An 18,966-nucleotide genomic window follows, 5' to 3' on the forward strand; every position below is an offset into this window, starting at 1 on the left:
GCTAGAGAACAATCTGTCCAAGGACGAAATCCTGACGCTCTATCTCAACCGCATTTACATGGGCGCCGGCAATTACGGCATGGATGCGGCAGCCCACTACTATTTCGATAAGTCGGTGCGCGACGTCTCGCTGGCCGAAGCCGCCATCCTGGCCGGCTTGCCGAAGGCGCCGAGCCGGTTTGCGCCGAGCAATGATCTCGACCGTGCGCGTGCGCGCGCCGATCAAGTACTCGACCGGCTCGTCGATTCCGGCAGGCTGACAGCGCAGGAGGTCGCAGGCGCGCGGGCCAATCCCGCCGATGTCGTCATACGCGACCGGGCCGAGGGCCAGGAATATTTCGTCGATTGGGTCACCGCGCAGGTTACCGCTTCAATGCCCGGTGCGACCGGACGTTACATCGTTCGCACCACACTCGATCCACGCCGGCAGGCCGCAGCCACCGCGGCCATCAAGAAAGCCCTTTCGGAGACGGGCACGCAACTCAACGTGTCACAGGGCGCTCTCGTCGCCCTCGGCTCCGATGGCGCCGTGCTTGCGATGGTCGGCGGCCGATCCTATCTCGAGAGCCAGTTCAACCGCGCGGCGCAGGCGTTGCGGCAACCCGGCTCGGCTTTCAAGCCCGTCGTTTATCTGGCCGCGCTCGAGGCCGGCTATACGCCGGACAGTCCGGTCACGGACGAACCTGTGTCGATGGGCGGTTGGATGCCGCGCAATGTGGCGGCGCGCGACTGGGGAACCGTCAGCCTCTCGACGGCGCTCGCCCAGTCGATCAACACAATCGCCGTTCAGATCGGCGACAAGGTGGGCATGGACCGGATCGGCGACGTTGCACAACGTCTCGGGATCGAACGGCCGTTGCCCCGCAATCTTTCGGTGGTGCTCGGAAGCGCCGAAGTGACATTGCTGGAGCTGACGTCAGCCTACTCGGTGTTCGGCAATGAAGGCCGCAGATCGGCACCTTACGGCATTGTCGAAATCGTCTCAGAGGACGGCAACACGATTTTCAGCCGCACACCCGAAGTCGCCCAGGCGATCAAATCCGAGCACGCCCACGACATGACCTACATGCTCTACCATACGATGACCGATGGCACGGGACGCGCGGCACAGCTCGGCGGGCGGCTTGCCGCCGGAAAGACCGGCACCAGCCAGGACGGTCGCGATGCCTGGTTCATCGGCTATACCGGCAACGAGACGGCCGGTGTCTGGTTCGGTAACGACGACAACACGCCGACCAGCGGCGCCGCCGGCGGCAATATCGCCGCGAGCGCCTGGCAGGCCTATATGACCGCCGCCCAGGAAGGGCAGCCACCGGCGCCCCTGCCCGGCGCCGTGCGTTACCACGACACCACGATCAGAACCGCGACCGACGCGCGAACCGGATTTTTTGCCGAACTCGACGAGCTCTTCTCGGCGGCGCCGAAACTTGAAGGCCGGTCGGCCAGGTGGGGGCAAGGGTTCCGGCGTGGCGGCGAAACGCTGAGCGGCCGGCGCTGACACCCTGTTTGCGTCGGGTCGCGCGATGCGCCATATAAACGCATCGCTCCCACACGCAGAGATTTCCAGATTGGCTCCTCCGCTTCTCGCCCTTCGCGACATTCGCGTCGCCTTCGCCGATCAGGTGTTGATCGCGGGCGCAAGCTTTGCGCTCGCAGCCGGAGATAGGCTGTGCCTTGTCGGGCGGAACGGCTCCGGCAAGTCGACGCTGCTCAAGATTGCGGCCGGTCTTGTCGAGCCCGATGGCGGCGAGATTTTTCGTCAACCCGGCACGCGCATCGCCTATCTCGAACAAGCGCCCGATTTCGGTGGTGCGGCGAGCGTACTCGAGTATGCAACCGCGGGCGGTGCGGCGCAGCACAAGGCGCTGGCAGCCCTCGATGAGCTGAAGCTCCTGCCGTCGGCCGTTCCGTCAACGCTTTCCGGCGGCGAAGGACGCAAGGCGGCGCTGGCACGTGTGCTTGCCGAGGAGCCCGATATTCTATTGCTCGACGAACCCACCAACCACCTCGATCTGCCGTCGATCGAGTGGCTTGAGGAAACGCTGTCGCAGTTCCGCGGCGCTTTCATATTGATCAGCCATGACCGCGCCTTTTTGCGTCGCCTCACGGCCGGATGCCTTTGGCTCGATCGCGGCACGATCCGCCGGCTCGACAGGGGTTTTTCCGCCTTCGATGGTTGGTCGGAGCAAATTCTTGCCGAGGAGGAAACGGTCGCCCACAAGCTCGACCGGCTGATCGAACAAGAGACGCAGTGGTCGCGCGAAGGAATTTCGGCGCGGCGCACACGAAATCAGGGCCGGCTTCGCCGGCTTCATGCGATGCGCGCCGATCGCGCACGGCGTGTCGGCCAGACGGGACGTGTCGAGCTGGCGGCCGAAAGTGGTGCGGCATCGGGCTCGCTCGTCGTTGAAGCGAAGGGCATATCGAAGAGCTGGCCGCAACCGGATGGCGGCGAACGTATCGCCGTGCGCGATTTTTCGACGCGCATCATGAGGGGCGACAAGGTGGGTCTGATCGGGCCCAATGGTGCCGGCAAAACAACGCTGCTGAAAATCCTGACCGGCGCACTGAAGCCCGACAGCGGCACGATACGTCTCGGCACCAACCTCACACCGGTCTATGTCGACCAGACACGCGCGGCGCTCGATCCGGACGCAACGCTCTGGCAGACGTTGTGCCAAGGCGGCGGCGATCAGGTGATGGTGCGCGGACATCCGCGTCACGTCGTGTCCTACCTCAAGGATTTTCTCTTCCGCGAGACGCAGGCGCGCCAGCCGGTCAAGGCGCTCTCCGGCGGCGAGCAATGCCGCCTGCTGCTGGCGCGGGCGCTTGCCAAGCCGTCGAACCTTCTCATTCTCGACGAACCGACCAACGATCTCGACATGGAAACGCTCGATCTCCTGCAGGAGATGCTGGCGGATTATGACGGCACGGTCCTGCTGGTCAGCCATGATCGCGATTTTCTCGACCGCGTCGTTACCTCGGTCGTCGCATTGGACGGCAGCGGCGGCGCCGTCGAATATCCGGGCGGCTATTCGGATTATCTGACCCAGGCCCGAAAACGCGACTTAACGGCCAAATCCGCGCCTGATCGCCCCGCCCCGCAGGCCCGGCCAGAGCGCGCACGATCGACCACCAAGCTCAGCTACAAGGATCTGCGCGCGCTGGAGGAGTTGCAGGACAGGATGCCAAGGCTGGCGCAGGAAATCGCCGCACTTGAAAAAAAGCTTGCGGATCCGGACCTTTACGCGCGCAACGCCGATGAATTCCGGAGCGCGACGGCGCGCCACGACGCGCTTCGGGCAGAGCTTGCCGCGGCAGAGGAACGCTGGCTGGACCTTGAACTGAAGCGCGAAGCCCTTTCGGGCACCTGACGATTAACCACCCGTCCATATTCCCTTTGACTGTTGCTCCGGCACAAGTTTGGATGGTGTGCGTTCCGATTCGCGCGGGGGTGTAGCGGAACGAAACGCCGGTGAATTTCGAATCCAGAAGGATTCGAAGGGAGGGTCGGTGAAGCTTATCCTGAAGCTTCTGGCGTCTTTTGTCGTCGCGCTCGTCCTGGGCGTCGGCTCGGCGTTGCTGCTTCTGCAAGGCGGTGGGCTCGGCGGGACAATTTCAGCCGGTGCGTGGAAGACGAGCGAGATTATCGGTTCGGCCGACGCAGACCCCTACACGCGCGCCCGCGTTGCCGTCGGCGGCCTGCTGGCGCTCAATCGCAGCGAGACGATCTATTTCACCGCGGCGACCGACGACGAAGGCGCAACTCTTCGAACCCGGTGCTCCTACAAGATCATCGGCACCGATCCGCCGGCGCGCTGGTGGAGCATCACCGCCTATGCCGCCGATCACTTCCTGATCCCCAATCCGCAGGACCGCTATTCTTACGGCGGCGACACGGTGGCGCGTGAAGATGACGACAGTTTCGTCATTTTGGTCGGTCCCTCGGAAGCCGAAAGCAACTGGATACCAACCGGCGAGAACGACGGGACGTTCACGCTGACACTGAGACTGTACAATCCCAATGAGGAAACGGCGCGCGATCCATCCGGAATCGTGCTGCCGCGTATCGCCCGGGAGGCGTGCACAGAATGAAAACATGGCCCCTGTGGATTGCCGGCACCGTGGTGCTTGCCGCCGTCTTTCATATCCTGACCGTTTTCGCCGTGCCCTACGGCATCATGAACCGCGCCATGGCCGGCATCTCGACCCAGGCCGGCGGTGTCAACAAGGCTGTCTATCCCGCGCCGGTGACCGCGGCTTCGCGCGGCATCGTCCGTCCGAGCCCCGATCTTCTCTACACGGCATGCGTTTACGATGTCGGTGCACGTCCGCTGCGCGTCACGTCGCCCGTACCCGATACCTATTGGTCGCTCTCGATGTTTGCCTCCAACACCGACAATTTCTTCGTCGTCAACGATCGGCAGGCGAAAGCCGCCAGGATCGAGATCATATTGACGACCGACGACACGACGAAGGGGGACAATGGCGCGCCGGTCGTCATCGCGCCGAGCAGCCGCGGCATCATTCTCTTCCGTTCGTTGATCACCTCCGACGAGGCACAACCCGAGATCGACGCCATGCGGCGCCAGTCCAATTGCGAGCCGCTCTGAGCCGGGGCCCATTCGCACGGTAGCCGTCCGGGTTTCCCGCTGATACCATCGCTCCGTTTCGCGCGGCCGCGTGCGTTCCAAGGGGAGGCCTCCATGAACCGGAACCTGATTTTGGTCGCCGTCGCGGCGGCGGTTGTCGTCGCCCTTCTCATTGTACTGGCAATCGGATCGGGCGGTCGGCCGGACAATGGTCTTGTCCGGGTCAGCTTCGCCACCGACTGGAAGGCGCAGGCCGAGCATGGCGGCTTTTATCAGGCGCTGGCCAATAGTTACTACGCAGAGGCCGGGCTCGACGTGAAGATCGTGCAAGGGGGGCCGGGCATCAACGTGCCGCAACTGCTGGCCGCACATTCCGTCGATTTCGGCATTGGCTCCAACAATTTCATTCCGCTCAACATTGTCGAGGCGGGCGCCGGCGCCAAGGCCGTGATGGCGGCCTTCCAGAAAGACCCGCAGGTCTTCATCGCCCATCCACGCGACGATGTGAAATCAATCGCCGACATGAAGGGCAAGCCGATCATGGTGTCGGACGCAACCGTCAGCGCCTTCTGGCAATGGCTGAAAGCGAAATACGGTTTCGAGGACAGCCAGATCCGCAAATACACGTTCAACCTCGCGCCCTTCCTGACCGATCCGCAGGCGATCCAGCAAGGCTATCTCTCCTCGGAGCCTTACATGATCCACAAGGAAACCGGCATCGAACCGCAGGTGTTTCTGTTGTCGGACCACGGCTATCCGGGTTATGCCGCCTTCGTGCTCGCCGCCGACCGGACGATCGCCGAACAGCCGGAAGTGGTGCAGGCCTTTGTCGATGCCAGCATTCGCGGCTGGGTCAGTTATCTCTATGGCGATCCGGCGCCCGCCAACGCACTGATCAAGCGCGACAATCCGGAAATGACCGACGATGTCATCGTCAATGCGATCTCGCTGATGAAACAATATGGCATCGTCGACTCCGGCGACACGCTGACGCGCGGCATCGGCGCGATGACGGATGCGCGCTGGCAGGACTTTTACCTGACCATGGTCCGGGCGGGCGTCTATTCGGACGATCTCGACGTTCACAGCGCCTATACGCTGGAATTCGTCAATCAGGGCGTCGGGCTCGACCTGAAGCGGGAGTTGACGGGCGAATGAGAGAAGCGGCCGTGCCAGTATGACCTCAGCCGACGCGTCGACGCGGCCTCCCTTGCTCACGCTCTCCGGCGTCGCCAAGACCTATGGCGGCGGGACGGTGGCGCTTGCGGGCGTCGATGCAACGATCAGGCAGGGCGATTTCATTTCGCTGGTCGGACCCTCGGGCTGCGGGAAGAGTACACTGCTCAGGATTGTCGCCGGGCTGATCGGGCCGAGCGGCGGCGATGTCTGCTGGCACACCGCCGACGGGGCACGGCCTGCCGATATCGGTTTCGTCTTTCAGGACGCAACACTGATGCCCTGGGCATCCGTTCTCGACAATGTCTTCCTGCCACTGAAACTCCGCGGCATGGCGCGCGAGAAAGCGCAACCGCAACTGATGGAGGCGCTGGAACGCGTGGGGCTCGCCGATTTTTCGGGCGCTTTCCCGCGCGAACTCTCCGGCGGCATGAAGATGCGTGTGTCGCTGGCGCGCGCGCTTGTGACCGAACCGCCGGTGCTGCTGATGGACGAACCCTTTGCGGCACTCGACGAATTCACGCGCGAGAAGCTCGACGACGATCTGTTACAACTCTGGAGCAGCCTGCGTTGGACGGTTATTTTCGTCACGCACAGCATCTACGAGTCGGTCTATCTCTCCGAGCGTGTGCTGGTGATGGGCGCGCGGCCGGGGCGCGTTCTCGGCGAAGTCGGCATCGAGGCACCCTACCCGCGTGGGCCGGCCTTTCGCCGGTCGCATGGCTATGTCGACTATTGCGCGGTCGTCAGCACGGCCTTGCGCGAGGGAGCGGCACCATGAATGGCGAAGACAGCAGCTTTTCGCGCGCGATGCGCGTCGTCGTGCCGGTTGTCGTCGGCCTTGTCTTTCTCGGCATCTGGGAAGCCTTTGTGCGGATCGGCGATGTACCACCCTTCGTGCTGCCGGCGCCGAGCCGCATCTGGGAAAGTTTCATTCTCAATTTCGGTTCGCTGATGGCATCGCTCTGGGTAACGCTGCGCGTGACGCTCGCCGCCTTTCTGCTCGCAGCGGTCGGCGGCATCGGCCTTGCCATTCTCTTTTCGCAAAGCCGGCGGATCGAGATGGCGCTCTTTCCCTATGCGGTCGTGTTGCAGGTAACGCCGGTCGTCGCCATCGCGCCCCTTGTTCTCATCTGGGTCGGCTATGATCGGATCGAACTCGCCTTGCTGATCCTCGCCTGGATCGTCGCCTTCTTCCCGATCCTCTCCAACACAACCCTCGGCCTGCGTTCGGCCGATCACAATCTGCGCGATCTTTTCCGGCTCTATGGTGCCAGCCGCTGGCAAATTCTGACCGAGCTGCAGCTACCGTCCGCCCTGCCCTACATTCTGGCCGGCATGAAGATTTCAGGCGGGCTGGCGCTGATCGGCGCCGTCGTTGCCGAATTTGTCGCGGGCTCGGGCACCGGGACCGGGCTTGCCTGGCGCATTGTCGAGGCCGGCTACCGGCTCGACATCCCGCGCATGTTTGCCGCGCTCTTCCTGCTTTCGGCGCTGGGTATCTCGATTTTCTTCTGCCTGACTTGGGTCGAGCATCTGCTGCTTCGGCGCTGGCACGAAAGCGCTGTCCGGCGCGAGTTCTGATACGACGTCGAAAAATGGCTGAATCTTGCGGGTTTTTAAAATTAACTCTTCAAAAACGTGAATAATATTGTTCTACACTTCTATTGACGATCTTTAGCAAAAAACCCATGTTACCGGGTAGTTAGCAACGGCTTCGCAGGTTTGCGCCCTGCCTCACATCACTAGACGAGGCCGGCAGCGCCGGACGGCGCAAGCGAAGCCTCAGGGAGCGTCCAGCAATGGCCCAGCACAGCCGCAAGGGAGCGCAATTTCAGGCGCTCACGGCGAACCGCCTCGACGACGGCATCGTCGTTTATCTGACGGCCGATAACCGGTGGTCGGAGTCGCTGCAGGATGCCGACATCGCCGAAGGCAAGGAAGCCGGCGAGGCGTTGCTCGGGCGGGCGCAAGGCTCGGTCGACGACAACACGATCGTCGAGCCGTATCTTTTCGAAGTGGCGCGCGAGGAAAACGGCATTCGTGCCGCAAGCGTACGCGAAACGATCCGGCAGGCGGGCCCGACCGTGCGCCTCGATCTCGGCAAGCAGGCGGAGCTGCCGGGCGTTCATCGCTGAGCGCACGAACCCGCGAGAGACAAAGGTTTACAGATGTACCGCTACGACGAATTCGACCAGCAGCTTGTCAACGAGCGCGTCGCCCAGTTTCGCGGGCAGGTTTCGCGCCGCCTTTCGGGCGAGTTGACCGAGGACGAGTTCAAGCCGCTCCGGCTGATGAACGGCGTCTATCTGCAGCTTCACGCCTATATGCTCCGGATCGCCATTCCCTACGGCACGCTGTCGTCGAAGCAGCTTCGCATGCTCGCCCATATCGGCCGCAAATACGATCGCGGCTATGGCCATTTCACGACGCGCCAGAACTTGCAGTTCAACTGGCCGGCGCTGAAGGACACGCCCGACATCCTGCGCGATCTCGCAACCGTCGAGATGCACGCCATCCAGACATCCGGCAATTGCATTCGCAATGTTACGTCGGACCAGTATGCCGGCGCGGCAAAAGACGAGATCGAGGATCCACGCATCGTCTCGGAAATCATCCGCCAGTGGTCGACCTTCCATCCGGAGTTCTCGTTCCTGCCGCGCAAGTTCAAGATCGCCGTATCCGGCACGCCGGATGACCGCGCCGCGATCCGCGTGCACGACATCGGCATCCAGATCGTGCAGGACGACAAGGGCGCGATCGGTTACGAAGTCTATGTCGGCGGCGGCCTCGGCCGCACGCCGATGATCGGCAAGAAGATTGCCGATTTCGTGCCGAAGGAAGATTTGCTCGCCTATCTCGAGGCGATTATGCGCGTCTACAACATGTATGGACGCCGCGACAACATCTACAAGGCGCGTATCAAGATCCTGGTGCACGAGATCGGCGCGGAGGAAATGAAGCGGCAGGTGGATGCCGAGTTTGCCGAAATCCGCAAGACCGGCGCGTTGCACCTGCCGGCTGAAGAAGTTGCGCGCATTCAGGCCTATTTCGCGCCGCCCGCTTACGAGACGCTGCCGGACGAAAGCACCGAACTCAACAAGGCGATCGTCGCCGATCCCGATTTCGCCAACTGGGTGAAGTCCAACGTCGCTACCCACAAGGTGCCGGGCTACGCCATCGTCAACATCTCCCTCAAGCCCATTGGCGGCACACCGGGCGATTGCTCATCGGACCAGATGGACGCGGTGGCCGACATCGCCGAGAAATACAGCTTCGACGAGTTGCGCGTCACGCATGAGCAGAATCTGACGCTGGCCGATGTGCGCAAGAAGGACCTGCCCGCCGTCCACGCGGCACTGAGGGCGGCCGATCTTGCAACCGCCAACATCAACCTCATCACCGACCAGATCACCTGCCCCGGCCTCGACTACTGCGCACTCGCCAACGCCCGTTCGATCCCGCTGGCGCAGCAGATTTCGGAACGCTTCAGCGATCTCGACCGGCAGCACGATATCGGTGAGTTGAAGATCAACACCTCGGGCTGCATCAATGCCTGCGGCCATCACCATGTCGGCCATATCGGCATTCTGGGTGTCGACAAGAAGGGCGTCGAATATTATCAGGTGACGTTGGGCGGAGCAGCGGACGAAAAAACCGCCATTGGCGACATTGTCGGCCCGGCCTTCACGGAGGACCAGATTGTCGACGCCATCGAAACGATCGTGACGACCTATCTCGGCCTGCGTCAGCCCGGCGAGCGTTTCATCGACACTTATCGCCGCACCGGCATCGACCCGTTCAAGGAGAGCCTCTATGCAACTCATTAGGAACGGGAAGTTCGTTGCGGACGATTTCGCTGCTGTCGGCGATGAGGATGCGTTGCCGGAAGGTGCGGTGATCGTCAGCCTCGAGAGGTGGCAGAAGGACCGCGATGCCCTCACCGCGCGCAACACGCCGCTCGGTGTGCGGCTGAAGAGCGGTCAGGAGCCCTCCGTCATCGCGGACGATCTCGACAAGCTCACGGTGGTCGCGCTCGAGTTCCCGGCCTATCGCAATGGCCGCGCCTATTCCTATGCGCGGCTGCTGCGCGAGCGCTACGGCTACAACGGCGAGGTTCGCGCGGTCGGCAATGTGCTGCGCGACCAGTTTCATTTCATGGTCCGCTGCGGCTTCGATGCGCTTGAAGTCGCGGACAACATCACGCCGGAAATCTACGCCGAGAATGTCGCCGTCTTCAGCCATTCCTATCAGGCCGCGACCGACGAGCGCGAGCCGGTGCTGTCGTTGCGCCAACGCCTCGCGGCGCGTGCGGCAACGCGCGAAGCGGTCTGACAATCACGCTTTTCCGTTCGGCAAACAAAAGCCCGGCACCCTTTTCAGGGGCCGGGCTTTCGATTACGCAACAATACTCAACAGACGTGATTTGTCCGGAGCTTCGCGCGAATTACGCAGCGCGGAGCTTTTCGAAGGCTTCGGTGAACTTCGTGGCGTAGGGGCCTACGGCCTCGCGCACGGTCGTCACGGTCAGCTCATTGAGTTCGCGAGCGGCATCGATGTTCCGCTTGATGGTGGCGCGAACGAGTTCATTCTGGAGTTCCACCGCCGTCTTGATGCTGCCGGATTTCAGGGCGGCACGGGCGGTCTCAACCGATTCCTCGAAGTTGGTGCGTGCGAGCGTCACGATGATGCCGGACGCCGCTTCGATCGGGTTCTTCGCGTCGGCCTTGGGCGCGGATTTGGGCGCGGACTTGGTGCTCTTGGCCGCTGCCTTCGCGGCGCGCGGCTTCGAGGTCGTCGTCTTGGTCTTCTTGGCTTTGGGGGTCGCTTCGGTCATGGTTTTTCCATCTCCTGTATCGCGTGGTCGCTCACCTCACTGCGAGCGTTTCCCCGCACATACCGGCGCGCCGGATTTGTGCGCTGCACAATGAGATAATTTGCCCCTGCCCCGACGTCAAGTATTTTTTGTGCAATGCACAAAAATAGACGGTTTCCGGCGTCTGCCTCCCTAAAATCTTGTTATGGAGAAAGGACTTACGTCCAGTTGCGGCAAGCCGCCGCAGATCAAATCCGCAAGGAGCGTAGCGCTGCCTGCCCCCAGCGTCCAGCCCAGCGTGCCGTGGCCGCTATTGATAAAAAGGTTCGAGAGCGGCTCCAGCCGGCCGATCACAGGGCTGCCGTCCGGCGTCATCGGCCGAAGACCACACCAGAATTCGGCTTGCCCTGCCCGCGGCGCAACCTGGGGCAGCAGGCTCGTCAACGCATCGAGCACCGAGTTTGCGCGTGCGGGCTCGAGTGTCAGGTCATAGCCGCCGACTTCAGCCTGACCGGCCGCGCGCAGGTGGCCGCCCAGCCGGCTGATGACGATCTTGCGGGCCTCGTCGGTGATGCTGACCTCGGGTGCGTTGCCCTCCGGCGCCGGCAGCGTCACCGAATACCCCTTCACCGGATAGATCCATGTACGAAAGCCGAGCGGTTTCAGAAGCGCCGTGGTGCCGGCGCCCGCCGACACGACCACGGCATCCGCATCGATGACGCCGCGCGACGTTGCCACACCATGGACACGCCCGGCGCGGGCGACGAGACCTTCTACCGTCGTATCCGACAGAAACGTCACGCCACGCAAGATTGCCGCGTCGGCCAATTGCTTCGAAAAGAGATGCGCGTCGCCACTCGCGTCAGACGGCGAGTAAAGTCCGCCCGCGATTTCGCCACGCTGCAGGGCCGAGGCCAGCGCCGGCTCGATCCTGACGCATTCGGCGGGCGTCAGAAGCTGCTGCTCCACACCCAAACGTGTCATCGTTTCCATCTCGGCCGCGCCTGCGCGCACCGCATGCGCGCTGCTGAAGATGCGCAGAATACCTTTTTGCCGGCGGTCGAAGTCGAGCGTCCTGCCTTCGTTTCGAAAGCCGGCCTCATATGAAGCCATGCGTTCGCGCGTCAGCAGCGCCAGTTCGAGATTGGGCGGGATACGTTCATGCCGCGCCGATGCCCGGCAGCGCATCAGGAAGCGCAACAGCCAGCGCCACTGGTCGGGGTCCATTTTCGGGCGCAGACGGAACGGCGCGTCGTCGCGGCCGAGCCAGCGCAGGATCAGGCCCGGTATTTCCGGCCCCGCCCAGGGCGCGACCTCGCATGCCGACAGTTGTCCGCCATTGGCAAAGCTCGTGGCAAGCCCCGCGCCCTCATGCGCCTCGATCAGCGTCACCTCGACGCCGCGCAGCGCGAGTTCATAGGCGGTGGCGACGCCGACAATGCCGGCGCCGATGACGGCGACTTTCACGATTGACCTGCCTTGCCATCCGGGGCTCGAAATCGGCCCTACCGGTATCAAAGCCGCGCGGCTTTGGCGACGGCAAAGAATGGGGGGCGACGGCAAAGCATGCGTAGTGCATGAGGACTTCTACCGGCGGAAATTGCCCGGCATACTCGGCCGCCGTCCAGGAAACGCCGACAAGCCCGGAGCACAGACCCGATGACCGTTCCAAGTCCCCTCTGGCCCTTCGTCCCTGCCGCGCGCGCGGTCGATATCACGCATGCGAAGGGTTGCATCCTCCACACGCGGGGCGGCGGCGAAATTCTCGATGCGTCGGGCGGTGCCATCGTGTCGAACATCGGACATGGCCGCCCGGAAGTCGGCGCGGCGACGGCCGCCGCCATGACTTCGATGTCCTATGCGGTGCCGCCCTTTCTGACGCCGGAGCGGACGCGCCTGATGGAACGTCTGCGCCGCGCCTGGCTGCCGCCGCATCTGACGCGCAGCTGGCTTGCGAGCGGCGGTTCGGAAGCGGTCGATGCCGCCTGCCGCCTTGCCGTCCAGCATTTCAGGGCGAAGGGCGACACGGCGCGCTGGAAGATCGTCGGGCGCGACATCTCCTATCACGGCACCACGCTTTTCACGCTCGGCATTGCCGGCCATGTGGCGCGAAAAAGGGGTTTCGAACAGCTCATTCCCGACATGCCGCTGGCGCCGACGCCCTATGCGCTCAGATCGCCGCTCGGGCGGCATCATCCCGATTTCGACATTGCCGCCGCAGACGCGTTCGAGGCACTCGTGCTTCGTGAGGGACCGGAGACCATCGCCGCTTTCATTGCCGAACCGATCAACGGTTCGTCGGGTGGCGCGCTGATGCCGGGCCCGCGCTACTGGCCGCGCGTGCAGGAAATCTGCAAGCGCCACGGCATTCTTCTCATCATCGACGAGGTGATGACGGGCTTCGGGCGCACCGGTAAGGCTTTCGCCTGCGCGCATTTCGAGATCGCGCCCGATATTCTGGTCGCGGGCAAGGGGCTTGCCGGCGGCTATGCGCCGATCGTCGGCGTTTTCGCTTCCGAGGATGTCGTCGCGCCGCTTGCCGAAGGCGGCCAGTCGCTGATGTTCTATACCTATGGCGGCCATCCCGGCGCCTGCGCGGCGGCCGACAAGGTGCTCGAGATCATGGAAGACGAAAATCTCGTCGCCCGCGCCGCCGAGCGCGGCCGCGCGCTTGCCGCCCGCCTCGAAGCCGCGCTCGGTCAACACGCCCATGTCGCCGAAATTCGCGGCGAGGGATTGTTGCGCGCCGTCGAGATCGTCAAGGACCGCGAGACGCTCGAACGTTTCCCCGAAAGTGCCGCCGTCACACAGCGCGTCATCGGCGCCGGCCTCAAACGCGGCGTCTTCTTCTATGGCGGTGGCACTGGCGCCATCCGCGATATCGTCTGTCTCGGCCCGGCCTTCATCGTTTCCGACGCCGAACTCGACCGCATGGCGGAAACGCTCAAAGCCGCCATCGACGAGGCCGTCGCCGCCGTCTGAACTCAGTCTTTGTCACCTTCTTGACGACAGTTCCGGTTTGCCCTATATGTCACCGTATGGTGACAAAAACCGCGACCAAACCGAAACCTCGCCCGCGCGACCGCGCGAAGACCGAGAAGGCCATTCTCGATGCCGTGTCGCGACTGATCCTGCGCGACGGGCTCTCGGGCGTCGGCATCAATGCGCTGGCGCGCGAGGCCGGCGTCGACAAGGTTCTGATCTACCGCTATTTCGGCGATCTCGACGGCCTCTACCGCGCCTATGCGGAGCATGGCGATTTCTGGTGGACGGTCGAGGACATGCTGGCCGCCACCGAAGGCGCGACGGATGCCGCCGACGCCCTGAAACGCGGCCTTCGGCACCACGTCGCCGAAATGCGTAAGCGGCCGGTGACACTCGCCGTCATCGCCGCCGAACCGGCGAACCGTACGCCGCTTGTCGTCGCGCTGGAAGAAGTGCGCGAGACGCGTTCGCTCGAATTGATGGAGAAAGAGGCCACGCGTCACAAGGGCTGGGGCGATGTTGATATTACCGTCGTCACCGCGCTCCTTGCGGCCGCCATCGACTACCTTGCCGCCCGCGCGCTGAAGATCCGCGTCTATGGCGGCGTCGAAATCAAAACCGACAAGAACTGGGAGCGTGTACTCGCCGCCGTCGACGCAATGATCGACGGTCTCTTTGCGGCCGCATCTACCTCAAAACGGAAGGGAACGTCATGACACAGGCTTCGGGTTTCACGCGCCGACGCTTTCTCGAAATCGGCTCTGGCATCACACTTGTCGCCGCTGCGGGCGTTCTCTGGCGCGCCAACGAGCGCGGCGTTTTCGCCGATCCGGCAGGTGAGGCCTATGCGCCCTGGTCGATGTGGAACGCGCCCGAATATGCGAACACACCATTGGCGCTTGTTGCGGCAGGCGTGCTCGCATCCAATCCACACAACACGCAACCCTGGATTTTCCGCGTTACCGACACGCAAATCGACATTCTGGCCGATACGCGCCGCCATCTCGGCACGTTCGATCCTTACTTGCGCGAAATGCATATCGGTCTCGGCTGCGCCATCGAGAACATGGCGCTGGCGGCCGCGCCGAACGGCTACGCCGTTACCGCCGAGCGCGCCGCCGGTTCGCTCCTCGACATTGGAGGCCGCGACGCACCCGTTCTCGCCGCGACGCTCCATCTCACCCGTGCCGATGTTCCCGTCGACCCGCTTTACGATGCGATCCCGAAGCGCCACACGAACCGCGCGCCCTACGACGTCGCGCGCGGTTTCCCCGACGAGACGCTGCAATCTCTCGCCGCAATGGGCCGCGGCCCCGACATCAGGCTCTGGCTCTTCCGCGACGGCCCCGCTTTTGAAAGACTCGGCGCCGCCATCGTCGAAACGACGGAGGAAATTGTCGCCGATCACGCGATGATCGAGGACAGCCACGCCTGGTTTCGCGACGGTCCGGCGGAAATGGCGCGCGAGCGGAGCGGTCTCGAACTCGATACCGCCGGACTCCCGTCCGCGCTTCTCGCGGCGGCGAAGTTCCTGCCCGCACTTCCGGCCGAACAGAGCCATGGTGCGTGGCTCGACCAGACACGCGACACCCATGTACCGACCGCGGCCCTTCTCGGGATGATAGCGGTGCGCGACCGTTACGACCGGCCACAGGCGCTTGCGGCAGGACGGCTCTGGCAGCGCGTTCATCTGACGGCCAGCGCCGCAGGCCTCGCCATGCATCCGCTTAACCAGCCGGTCGAGACCCTCGACCGCGAGCGCCAACTCGGAAAGGAGGCAGAATCGGAAGCGCGCCTCGCTGCCATCGCCGACGAGCCCGGCTGGCAACCCACCTTTGTCTTCCGTGGCGGAGTCCCGACCCGCGATGCGATTGCGAGCGCGCGGCGCGCGGTCCAAACGGTCGCCGAAGTGTCATGAGCGCGCGCCGGCCTGTGCCCGTTTCCGCCGAACGGCACCCTCCGGCACCTGAAACTTGCGGCGATAGGCGCCGGGCGACAGTCCCATGGTGCGGTTGAAGATACGGCGGAAGAATGCCGGATCCTCGTAGCCGACGCGCCAGGCGATCTCGTCGACGGGATCGGACGTCCTCTCGAGACGGGCACGCGCGTCCTCGATCCGCAGCCGCTGCACATAGGCGAGCGGCGCGAACCCCGTCGCCTTGCTGAAGCGCCGCTTGAACGTGCGTTCGGGCAGGCCGGAACGCGCGACCATCTCTTCCACGGGCCCGCCAACCGGAAAATGCGTCGCGAGCCATGCCTGCGCATCGGCAATCACGGCATCACCGTGATCGGTCGGCGGCGAAAAAACGATATAGGGCGCGAGTCCGTCCTCGTGCCACTGCAGGGCGAAGAACTTCGTCGCCGCCTGGGCCACCGCGACACCCGAATAACGCGCGACGAGATAGAGCGCGAGATCGTGCCAGCTTGTCGAAGCCCCGGACGAGACGAGGTCCGCATGGTCTCCGGATGCCAGCAGCGCACATTCAGGGTGCAACCTGATCTGCGGAAACAGAGAGTGGAAACGCTGTGCATATGACCAGTGGATGGTGCAGTCCGCGCCGTCGAACAGGCCCGTCTCCGCCAGCAGGAACATGCCGGAGCAGGCGGAACACAGGATCGCGCCCGATTGATGCATCGTGCCCAGCCATTCGACCAGTTCGGGATAGCGTCCCGTTTCCCACCGCCCTTCGGGCACGAGAAGTGACGGTACGATGACGATGTCGGTGCGCGAAATGGTGTCGATCGTACGCTGAATCTCGAGCGAGAGACCACTCGCAGAGACGGCGGTGCCGCGCGTCTCGCCAACGATCCGCACCCTGAAAACGTCCTCGTCGATCACCGTACCGCCGATACCCGACAGTGATCGCAGTGAACCGAGAACGTCATAAAGACCGCTCATCGTGGAGGCCATCGCTTCCGGAATGGCGACCAGGCTCACATCCTTGACCATCTGGATTCCCCTGACGCGGAAAGTGGCACGATCCGACCGGTAGTGGCCCGGTCCACTCTATCGGGATGCCGCACGGACTGTCAGTTTCCGCGCATTCCGGACGGCACGGTGTCGTCCACCCCCAACGGAGGCAAGACTAATGACAATCCAGCCCAATCAACAGTCCTTCCAGACCTTTCTCGACCAGGTCGTCAGCGATCTCGCGGCGAGTTATGGCGGTGTGATGGTCAGCATCGGCGACAAGCTCGGCCTCTACAAGGCCATGCACAATGTTGGCCCGCTTTCTTCCGCCGAGATTGCCGCCCGTGCCAAATGCAGCGAGCGCTATGTCCGCGAATGGCTCAATTCGCAGGCCGCATCCGGCTATGTCCGGTACCATCCGGCAAGTGGCACATATGAACTTACGCCCGAGCAGGCCGCGGTTTTCGCGGATGAGGAAAGCCCGGTCTTCTTTCCGCCTGCATGGGAAGTTCCGGCTTCGATGTGGCTCGACGAAGAAAAGACGATCGACGCCTTTCGAACAGGCAATGGCGTGCCGTGGAGCGACCACGACGGACGCCTTTTCTGCGGCGTCGCGGCGTTCTTCCGCAACGGATACCGCGCCAATCTGGTCGACAATTGGCTGCCGGCGCTCGATGGCGTGACGGCGAAGCTGAAGACGGGCGCCAGAGTCGCCGATATCGGATGCGGCCATGGTCACTCGACGATCTTCATGGCCAAGGCCTTCCCCAAATCGGCCTTCCTCGGCATCGACACCCATGAAGGCTCTCTCAGCGCCGCCCGGCGCAATGCGGAGGAAGCCGGTGTCGCCGACCGCGTCACCTTCGAACATGTCAGTGCGGACGCCTATGCGAAGGGCAAGTTCGACCTGATCTGCTTCTTCGACTGCCTGCATGACATGGGTCATCCGGACGCCGCTGCCCGGCATGCCCGGACAGCACTTGCCGACAACGGAACGGTGATGCTTGTCGAGCCTTTCGCCGGCAACAAGGTCGAGGACAATCTCAACCCGATCGGCAAGCTCTACTACTCCGCCTCGACGACGATGTGCTGCGCACACGCCATTTCCGAGAAGGGAAATTATGCGCTCGGCGCGCAGGCGGGTGAAACGCAGCTCCGGGAGATATTCACCCAGGCCGGCTTTTCGACATTCCGGCTCGCGACCGAGACACCTTTCAATCTCGTTCTCGAAGCGAGGCTGTAAGGAGCCGCAAGCCCTGTCGCGCGAAACGCGCGGCAGGACGCTCGCTCTTCCAGAGAAATACGATTCCGTCCGACGGATCCCGCCCTATGTCTCGGCTGCCACAATCTCGTCCGGCGATGGTGGGAGCGTTTCCACATAGATGGAACGGCTCGGGAAAGCAAAGCCCGTGCCCGCGCCTTCGACGATCTGCTTGATGCGATAGGCAAGCGCTTCCTTCACGGCAAGCCATTCGCCCCAGACGGTCGTCGTCGTGAAGCAATAGACCAGAATATCGATGGAGGAAGCGCCGAAGCTGTCGACACGCACGAAAATATGCGCGGATGGAGGCTTCGCGAAATCGTCGGTTGAGTTGAGATAACGCTCGATGCCGTCGCATATCTGCCGCAGCTGCTCGTGCGTCGTGCGGTACTCGACACCGATCAGCCACGATATCCGCCGATAGGTCATGGCGCTGTAATTTGTCACCGCATTGTCCGAAAGCTGCTGGTTGGGTACGAAGACCGGCGCCTTGTCGAACTGGCGCACATGCGTCGAGCGGAAACCGATCTTTTCCACCGTTCCTTCCACCACGCCGTCGACCTTGATCCAGTCGCCGATACCGAAGCGGCGCTCGATCAGGATCGACATGCCGCCGATCAGGTTCTTGAAAAGATCCTGTGCGCCAAGCGCCACCGCAACGCCGAAAAGGCCGAGGCCGGCAATGATCGGCGCTACCTGAATGCCCCAGGTTTGCAGGATGGTTGCACCCGCGATCAGCACGACTGCCGTCTTGGCGCCGGCAACCAGCCATTCGAGAATTTCCGGCGTCAGCACCCGCTCAAGCCTCTTCACCCCCTGGCTCACCGGGCCGACGCAATTGTAGAGCGCCCAGAAGATCGCGACGGTGATCAGCGACCGGTTGAGGTTCTCGGTAAAATCGCGTGCAACGCCTTCGAAAGCGAGATATTCGGTTGCGAAGAAAAAACCGAGTGCGAAGAAGAGAAAACGCAACGGGTTGCGGATCGCGTCCCGGATATAGTCATCGACCTTCGTCTCCGTGCGCTCCACCCAGCGGTCGGCGATCGCCAGAACGAAGCGGGTGAAGAGCCCGCGCAATACATAGAAGAAACCGAAAATCGCGACCGCAACGAGAATGTTGCCGATGCTGTAACCGAGAACGCCGGTACTCCAGACGTCCCTGACGAGATACCAGTAGTCCTCGAGATTTTTCAGTATACCTTGCATCATGTGTCGGCCGGTCCTG

The 18,966-nt window shown here is 63.1% G+C and carries 18 protein-coding genes; 14 read left to right on the forward strand and 4 right to left on the reverse strand.

Translation table 11 applies throughout. The annotated features are described in order from the left end of the window. The 10 genes from WEB61_RS05345 to WEB61_RS05390 all read left to right on the forward strand — a co-directional run. Positions 1 to 1,498: transglycosylase domain-containing protein (locus WEB61_RS05345; protein ID WP_368063296.1), on the forward strand; the 1,498-nt coding region annotated here is incomplete at its 5' end. Between the two features lie 70 nt (positions 1,499 to 1,568). Next, positions 1,569 to 3,374 (forward strand): ABC-F family ATP-binding cassette domain-containing protein, encoded by a 1,806-nt coding sequence (locus WEB61_RS05350; protein ID WP_368063297.1) that lies wholly within the window; start codon positions 1,569 to 1,571, stop codon positions 3,372 to 3,374. 139 nt (positions 3,375 to 3,513) lie between these two features. After that, the gene (locus WEB61_RS05355; protein WP_368063298.1) at positions 3,514 to 4,095 is read left to right on the forward strand and encodes a DUF1214 domain-containing protein; all 582 of its coding nucleotides are present in this window, start codon (positions 3,514 to 3,516) and stop codon (positions 4,093 to 4,095) included. Further along, positions 4,092 to 4,613 carry a DUF1254 domain-containing protein gene (locus WEB61_RS05360; protein ID WP_368063299.1) on the forward strand — a complete coding sequence of 174 codons (522 nt, stop codon included), beginning with the start codon at positions 4,092 to 4,094 and terminating at the stop codon, positions 4,611 to 4,613. The genes WEB61_RS05355 and WEB61_RS05360 overlap by 4 nt, the downstream gene beginning before the upstream one ends. 93 nt (positions 4,614 to 4,706) lie before the next feature. Beyond that, positions 4,707 to 5,750: an ABC transporter substrate-binding protein gene (locus WEB61_RS05365; RefSeq protein WP_368063300.1), complete on the forward strand. Its 1,044-nt coding sequence runs from the start codon at positions 4,707 to 4,709 to the stop codon at positions 5,748 to 5,750. A 19-nt stretch (positions 5,751 to 5,769) separates the two neighbouring features. Further along, complete coding sequence (locus tag WEB61_RS05370; protein ID WP_368063301.1) at positions 5,770 to 6,549, forward strand: ABC transporter ATP-binding protein; 780 nt, start codon at positions 5,770 to 5,772, stop codon at positions 6,547 to 6,549. Beyond that, positions 6,546 to 7,352, forward strand: a complete 807-nt coding sequence (locus WEB61_RS05375) for an ABC transporter permease (protein ID WP_368063302.1) — start codon at positions 6,546 to 6,548, stop codon at positions 7,350 to 7,352. Before WEB61_RS05370 ends, WEB61_RS05375 begins: the two co-directional genes overlap by 4 nt. Before the next feature lie 218 nt (positions 7,353 to 7,570). Continuing rightward, positions 7,571 to 7,906 (forward strand): DUF2849 domain-containing protein, encoded by a 336-nt coding sequence (locus tag WEB61_RS05380; RefSeq protein ID WP_368063303.1) that lies wholly within the window; start codon positions 7,571 to 7,573, stop codon positions 7,904 to 7,906. A gap of 33 nt (positions 7,907 to 7,939) precedes the next feature. Beyond that, the gene (locus tag WEB61_RS05385) at positions 7,940 to 9,598 is read left to right on the forward strand and encodes a nitrite/sulfite reductase (protein WP_368063304.1); all 1,659 of its coding nucleotides are present in this window, start codon (positions 7,940 to 7,942) and stop codon (positions 9,596 to 9,598) included. Next, positions 9,585 to 10,103: a DUF934 domain-containing protein gene (locus WEB61_RS05390; RefSeq protein ID WP_368063305.1), complete on the forward strand. Its 519-nt coding sequence runs from the start codon at positions 9,585 to 9,587 to the stop codon at positions 10,101 to 10,103. The genes WEB61_RS05385 and WEB61_RS05390 overlap by 14 nt, the downstream gene beginning before the upstream one ends. Before the next feature lie 112 nt (positions 10,104 to 10,215). On the opposite strand, the gene WEB61_RS05395 is transcribed toward WEB61_RS05390, so the two are convergent. Both WEB61_RS05395 and WEB61_RS05400 read right to left on the reverse strand, forming a co-directional pair. Beyond that, entirely contained in the window at positions 10,216 to 10,605 is a 390-nt protein-coding gene (locus tag WEB61_RS05395) for a phasin family protein (protein WP_368063306.1), read from the reverse strand. A 171-nt stretch (positions 10,606 to 10,776) separates the two neighbouring features. Next, positions 10,777 to 12,051 (reverse strand): D-amino acid dehydrogenase, encoded by a 1,275-nt coding sequence (locus WEB61_RS05400; protein ID WP_368063307.1) that lies wholly within the window; start codon positions 12,049 to 12,051, stop codon positions 10,777 to 10,779. A gap of 192 nt (positions 12,052 to 12,243) precedes the next feature. Between WEB61_RS05400 and WEB61_RS05405 the strand changes: the two genes are divergently transcribed. The 3 genes from WEB61_RS05405 to WEB61_RS05415 are packed head-to-tail and all read left to right on the forward strand — an operon-like array spanning position 12,244 to position 15,487. Then, positions 12,244 to 13,566: an aspartate aminotransferase family protein gene (locus WEB61_RS05405; RefSeq protein WP_368063308.1), complete on the forward strand. Its 1,323-nt coding sequence runs from the start codon at positions 12,244 to 12,246 to the stop codon at positions 13,564 to 13,566. Positions 13,567 to 13,622: 56 nt separating this feature from the next. After that, a complete protein-coding gene (locus WEB61_RS05410) occupies positions 13,623 to 14,285 on the forward strand; it encodes a TetR/AcrR family transcriptional regulator (protein WP_368063309.1) in 663 nt (220 codons plus the stop codon). Beyond that, positions 14,282 to 15,487 carry a hypothetical protein gene (locus WEB61_RS05415; RefSeq protein WP_368063310.1) on the forward strand — a complete coding sequence of 402 codons (1,206 nt, stop codon included), beginning with the start codon at positions 14,282 to 14,284 and terminating at the stop codon, positions 15,485 to 15,487. The genes WEB61_RS05410 and WEB61_RS05415 overlap by 4 nt, the downstream gene beginning before the upstream one ends. Here the strand turns inward: WEB61_RS05415 and WEB61_RS05420 are convergent. After that, entirely contained in the window at positions 15,482 to 16,519 is a 1,038-nt protein-coding gene (locus WEB61_RS05420) for a GlxA family transcriptional regulator (RefSeq protein ID WP_368063311.1), read from the reverse strand. The genes WEB61_RS05415 and WEB61_RS05420 overlap by 6 nt on opposite strands. Positions 16,520 to 16,658: 139 nt before the next feature. On the opposite strand from WEB61_RS05420, the gene WEB61_RS05425 reads away from it, so the two are divergent. After that, positions 16,659 to 17,723 (forward strand): class I SAM-dependent methyltransferase, encoded by a 1,065-nt coding sequence (locus WEB61_RS05425; RefSeq protein ID WP_368063312.1) that lies wholly within the window; start codon positions 16,659 to 16,661, stop codon positions 17,721 to 17,723. An 84-nt stretch (positions 17,724 to 17,807) separates the two neighbouring features. Here WEB61_RS05425 and WEB61_RS05430 read toward each other — a convergent pair whose 3' ends face one another. After that, positions 17,808 to 18,950, reverse strand: coding sequence for a mechanosensitive ion channel family protein (locus WEB61_RS05430; RefSeq protein WP_368063313.1), 1,143 nt, complete (start codon positions 18,948 to 18,950; stop codon positions 17,808 to 17,810). Positions 18,951 to 18,966 lie beyond the last annotated feature (16 nt).

Source organism: Parvibaculum sp., assembly GCF_040882025.1.
Classification (GTDB): domain Bacteria; phylum Pseudomonadota; class Alphaproteobacteria; order Parvibaculales; family Parvibaculaceae; genus Parvibaculum.

Bases quoted from the DNA above. Each gene is read 5' to 3' on its own strand.
- WEB61_RS05425 (WP_368063312.1), top strand. From the start codon at position 16,659: ATGACAATCCAGCCCAATCAACAGTCCTTCCAGACCTTTCTCGACCAG.
- WEB61_RS05410 (WP_368063309.1), top strand. From the start codon at position 13,623: ATGGTGACAAAAACCGCGACCAAACCGAAACCTCGCCCGCGCGACCGC.
- WEB61_RS05385 (WP_368063304.1), top strand. From the start codon at position 7,940: ATGTACCGCTACGACGAATTCGACCAGCAGCTTGTCAACGAGCGCGTC.
- WEB61_RS05430 (WP_368063313.1), bottom strand. From the start codon at position 18,950: ATGATGCAAGGTATACTGAAAAATCTCGAGGACTACTGGTATCTCGTC.
- WEB61_RS05420 (WP_368063311.1), bottom strand. From the start codon at position 16,519: ATGGTCAAGGATGTGAGCCTGGTCGCCATTCCGGAAGCGATGGCCTCC.
- WEB61_RS05370 (WP_368063301.1), top strand. From the start codon at position 5,770: ATGACCTCAGCCGACGCGTCGACGCGGCCTCCCTTGCTCACGCTCTCC.
- WEB61_RS05360 (WP_368063299.1), top strand. From the start codon at position 4,092: ATGAAAACATGGCCCCTGTGGATTGCCGGCACCGTGGTGCTTGCCGCC.
- WEB61_RS05365 (WP_368063300.1), top strand. From the start codon at position 4,707: ATGAACCGGAACCTGATTTTGGTCGCCGTCGCGGCGGCGGTTGTCGTC.
- WEB61_RS05390 (WP_368063305.1), top strand. From the start codon at position 9,585: ATGCAACTCATTAGGAACGGGAAGTTCGTTGCGGACGATTTCGCTGCT.
- WEB61_RS05375 (WP_368063302.1), top strand. From the start codon at position 6,546: ATGAATGGCGAAGACAGCAGCTTTTCGCGCGCGATGCGCGTCGTCGTG.
- WEB61_RS05415 (WP_368063310.1), top strand. From the start codon at position 14,282: ATGACACAGGCTTCGGGTTTCACGCGCCGACGCTTTCTCGAAATCGGC.
- WEB61_RS05405 (WP_368063308.1), top strand. From the start codon at position 12,244: ATGACCGTTCCAAGTCCCCTCTGGCCCTTCGTCCCTGCCGCGCGCGCG.
- WEB61_RS05380 (WP_368063303.1), top strand. From the start codon at position 7,571: ATGGCCCAGCACAGCCGCAAGGGAGCGCAATTTCAGGCGCTCACGGCG.
- WEB61_RS05395 (WP_368063306.1), bottom strand. From the start codon at position 10,605: ATGACCGAAGCGACCCCCAAAGCCAAGAAGACCAAGACGACGACCTCG.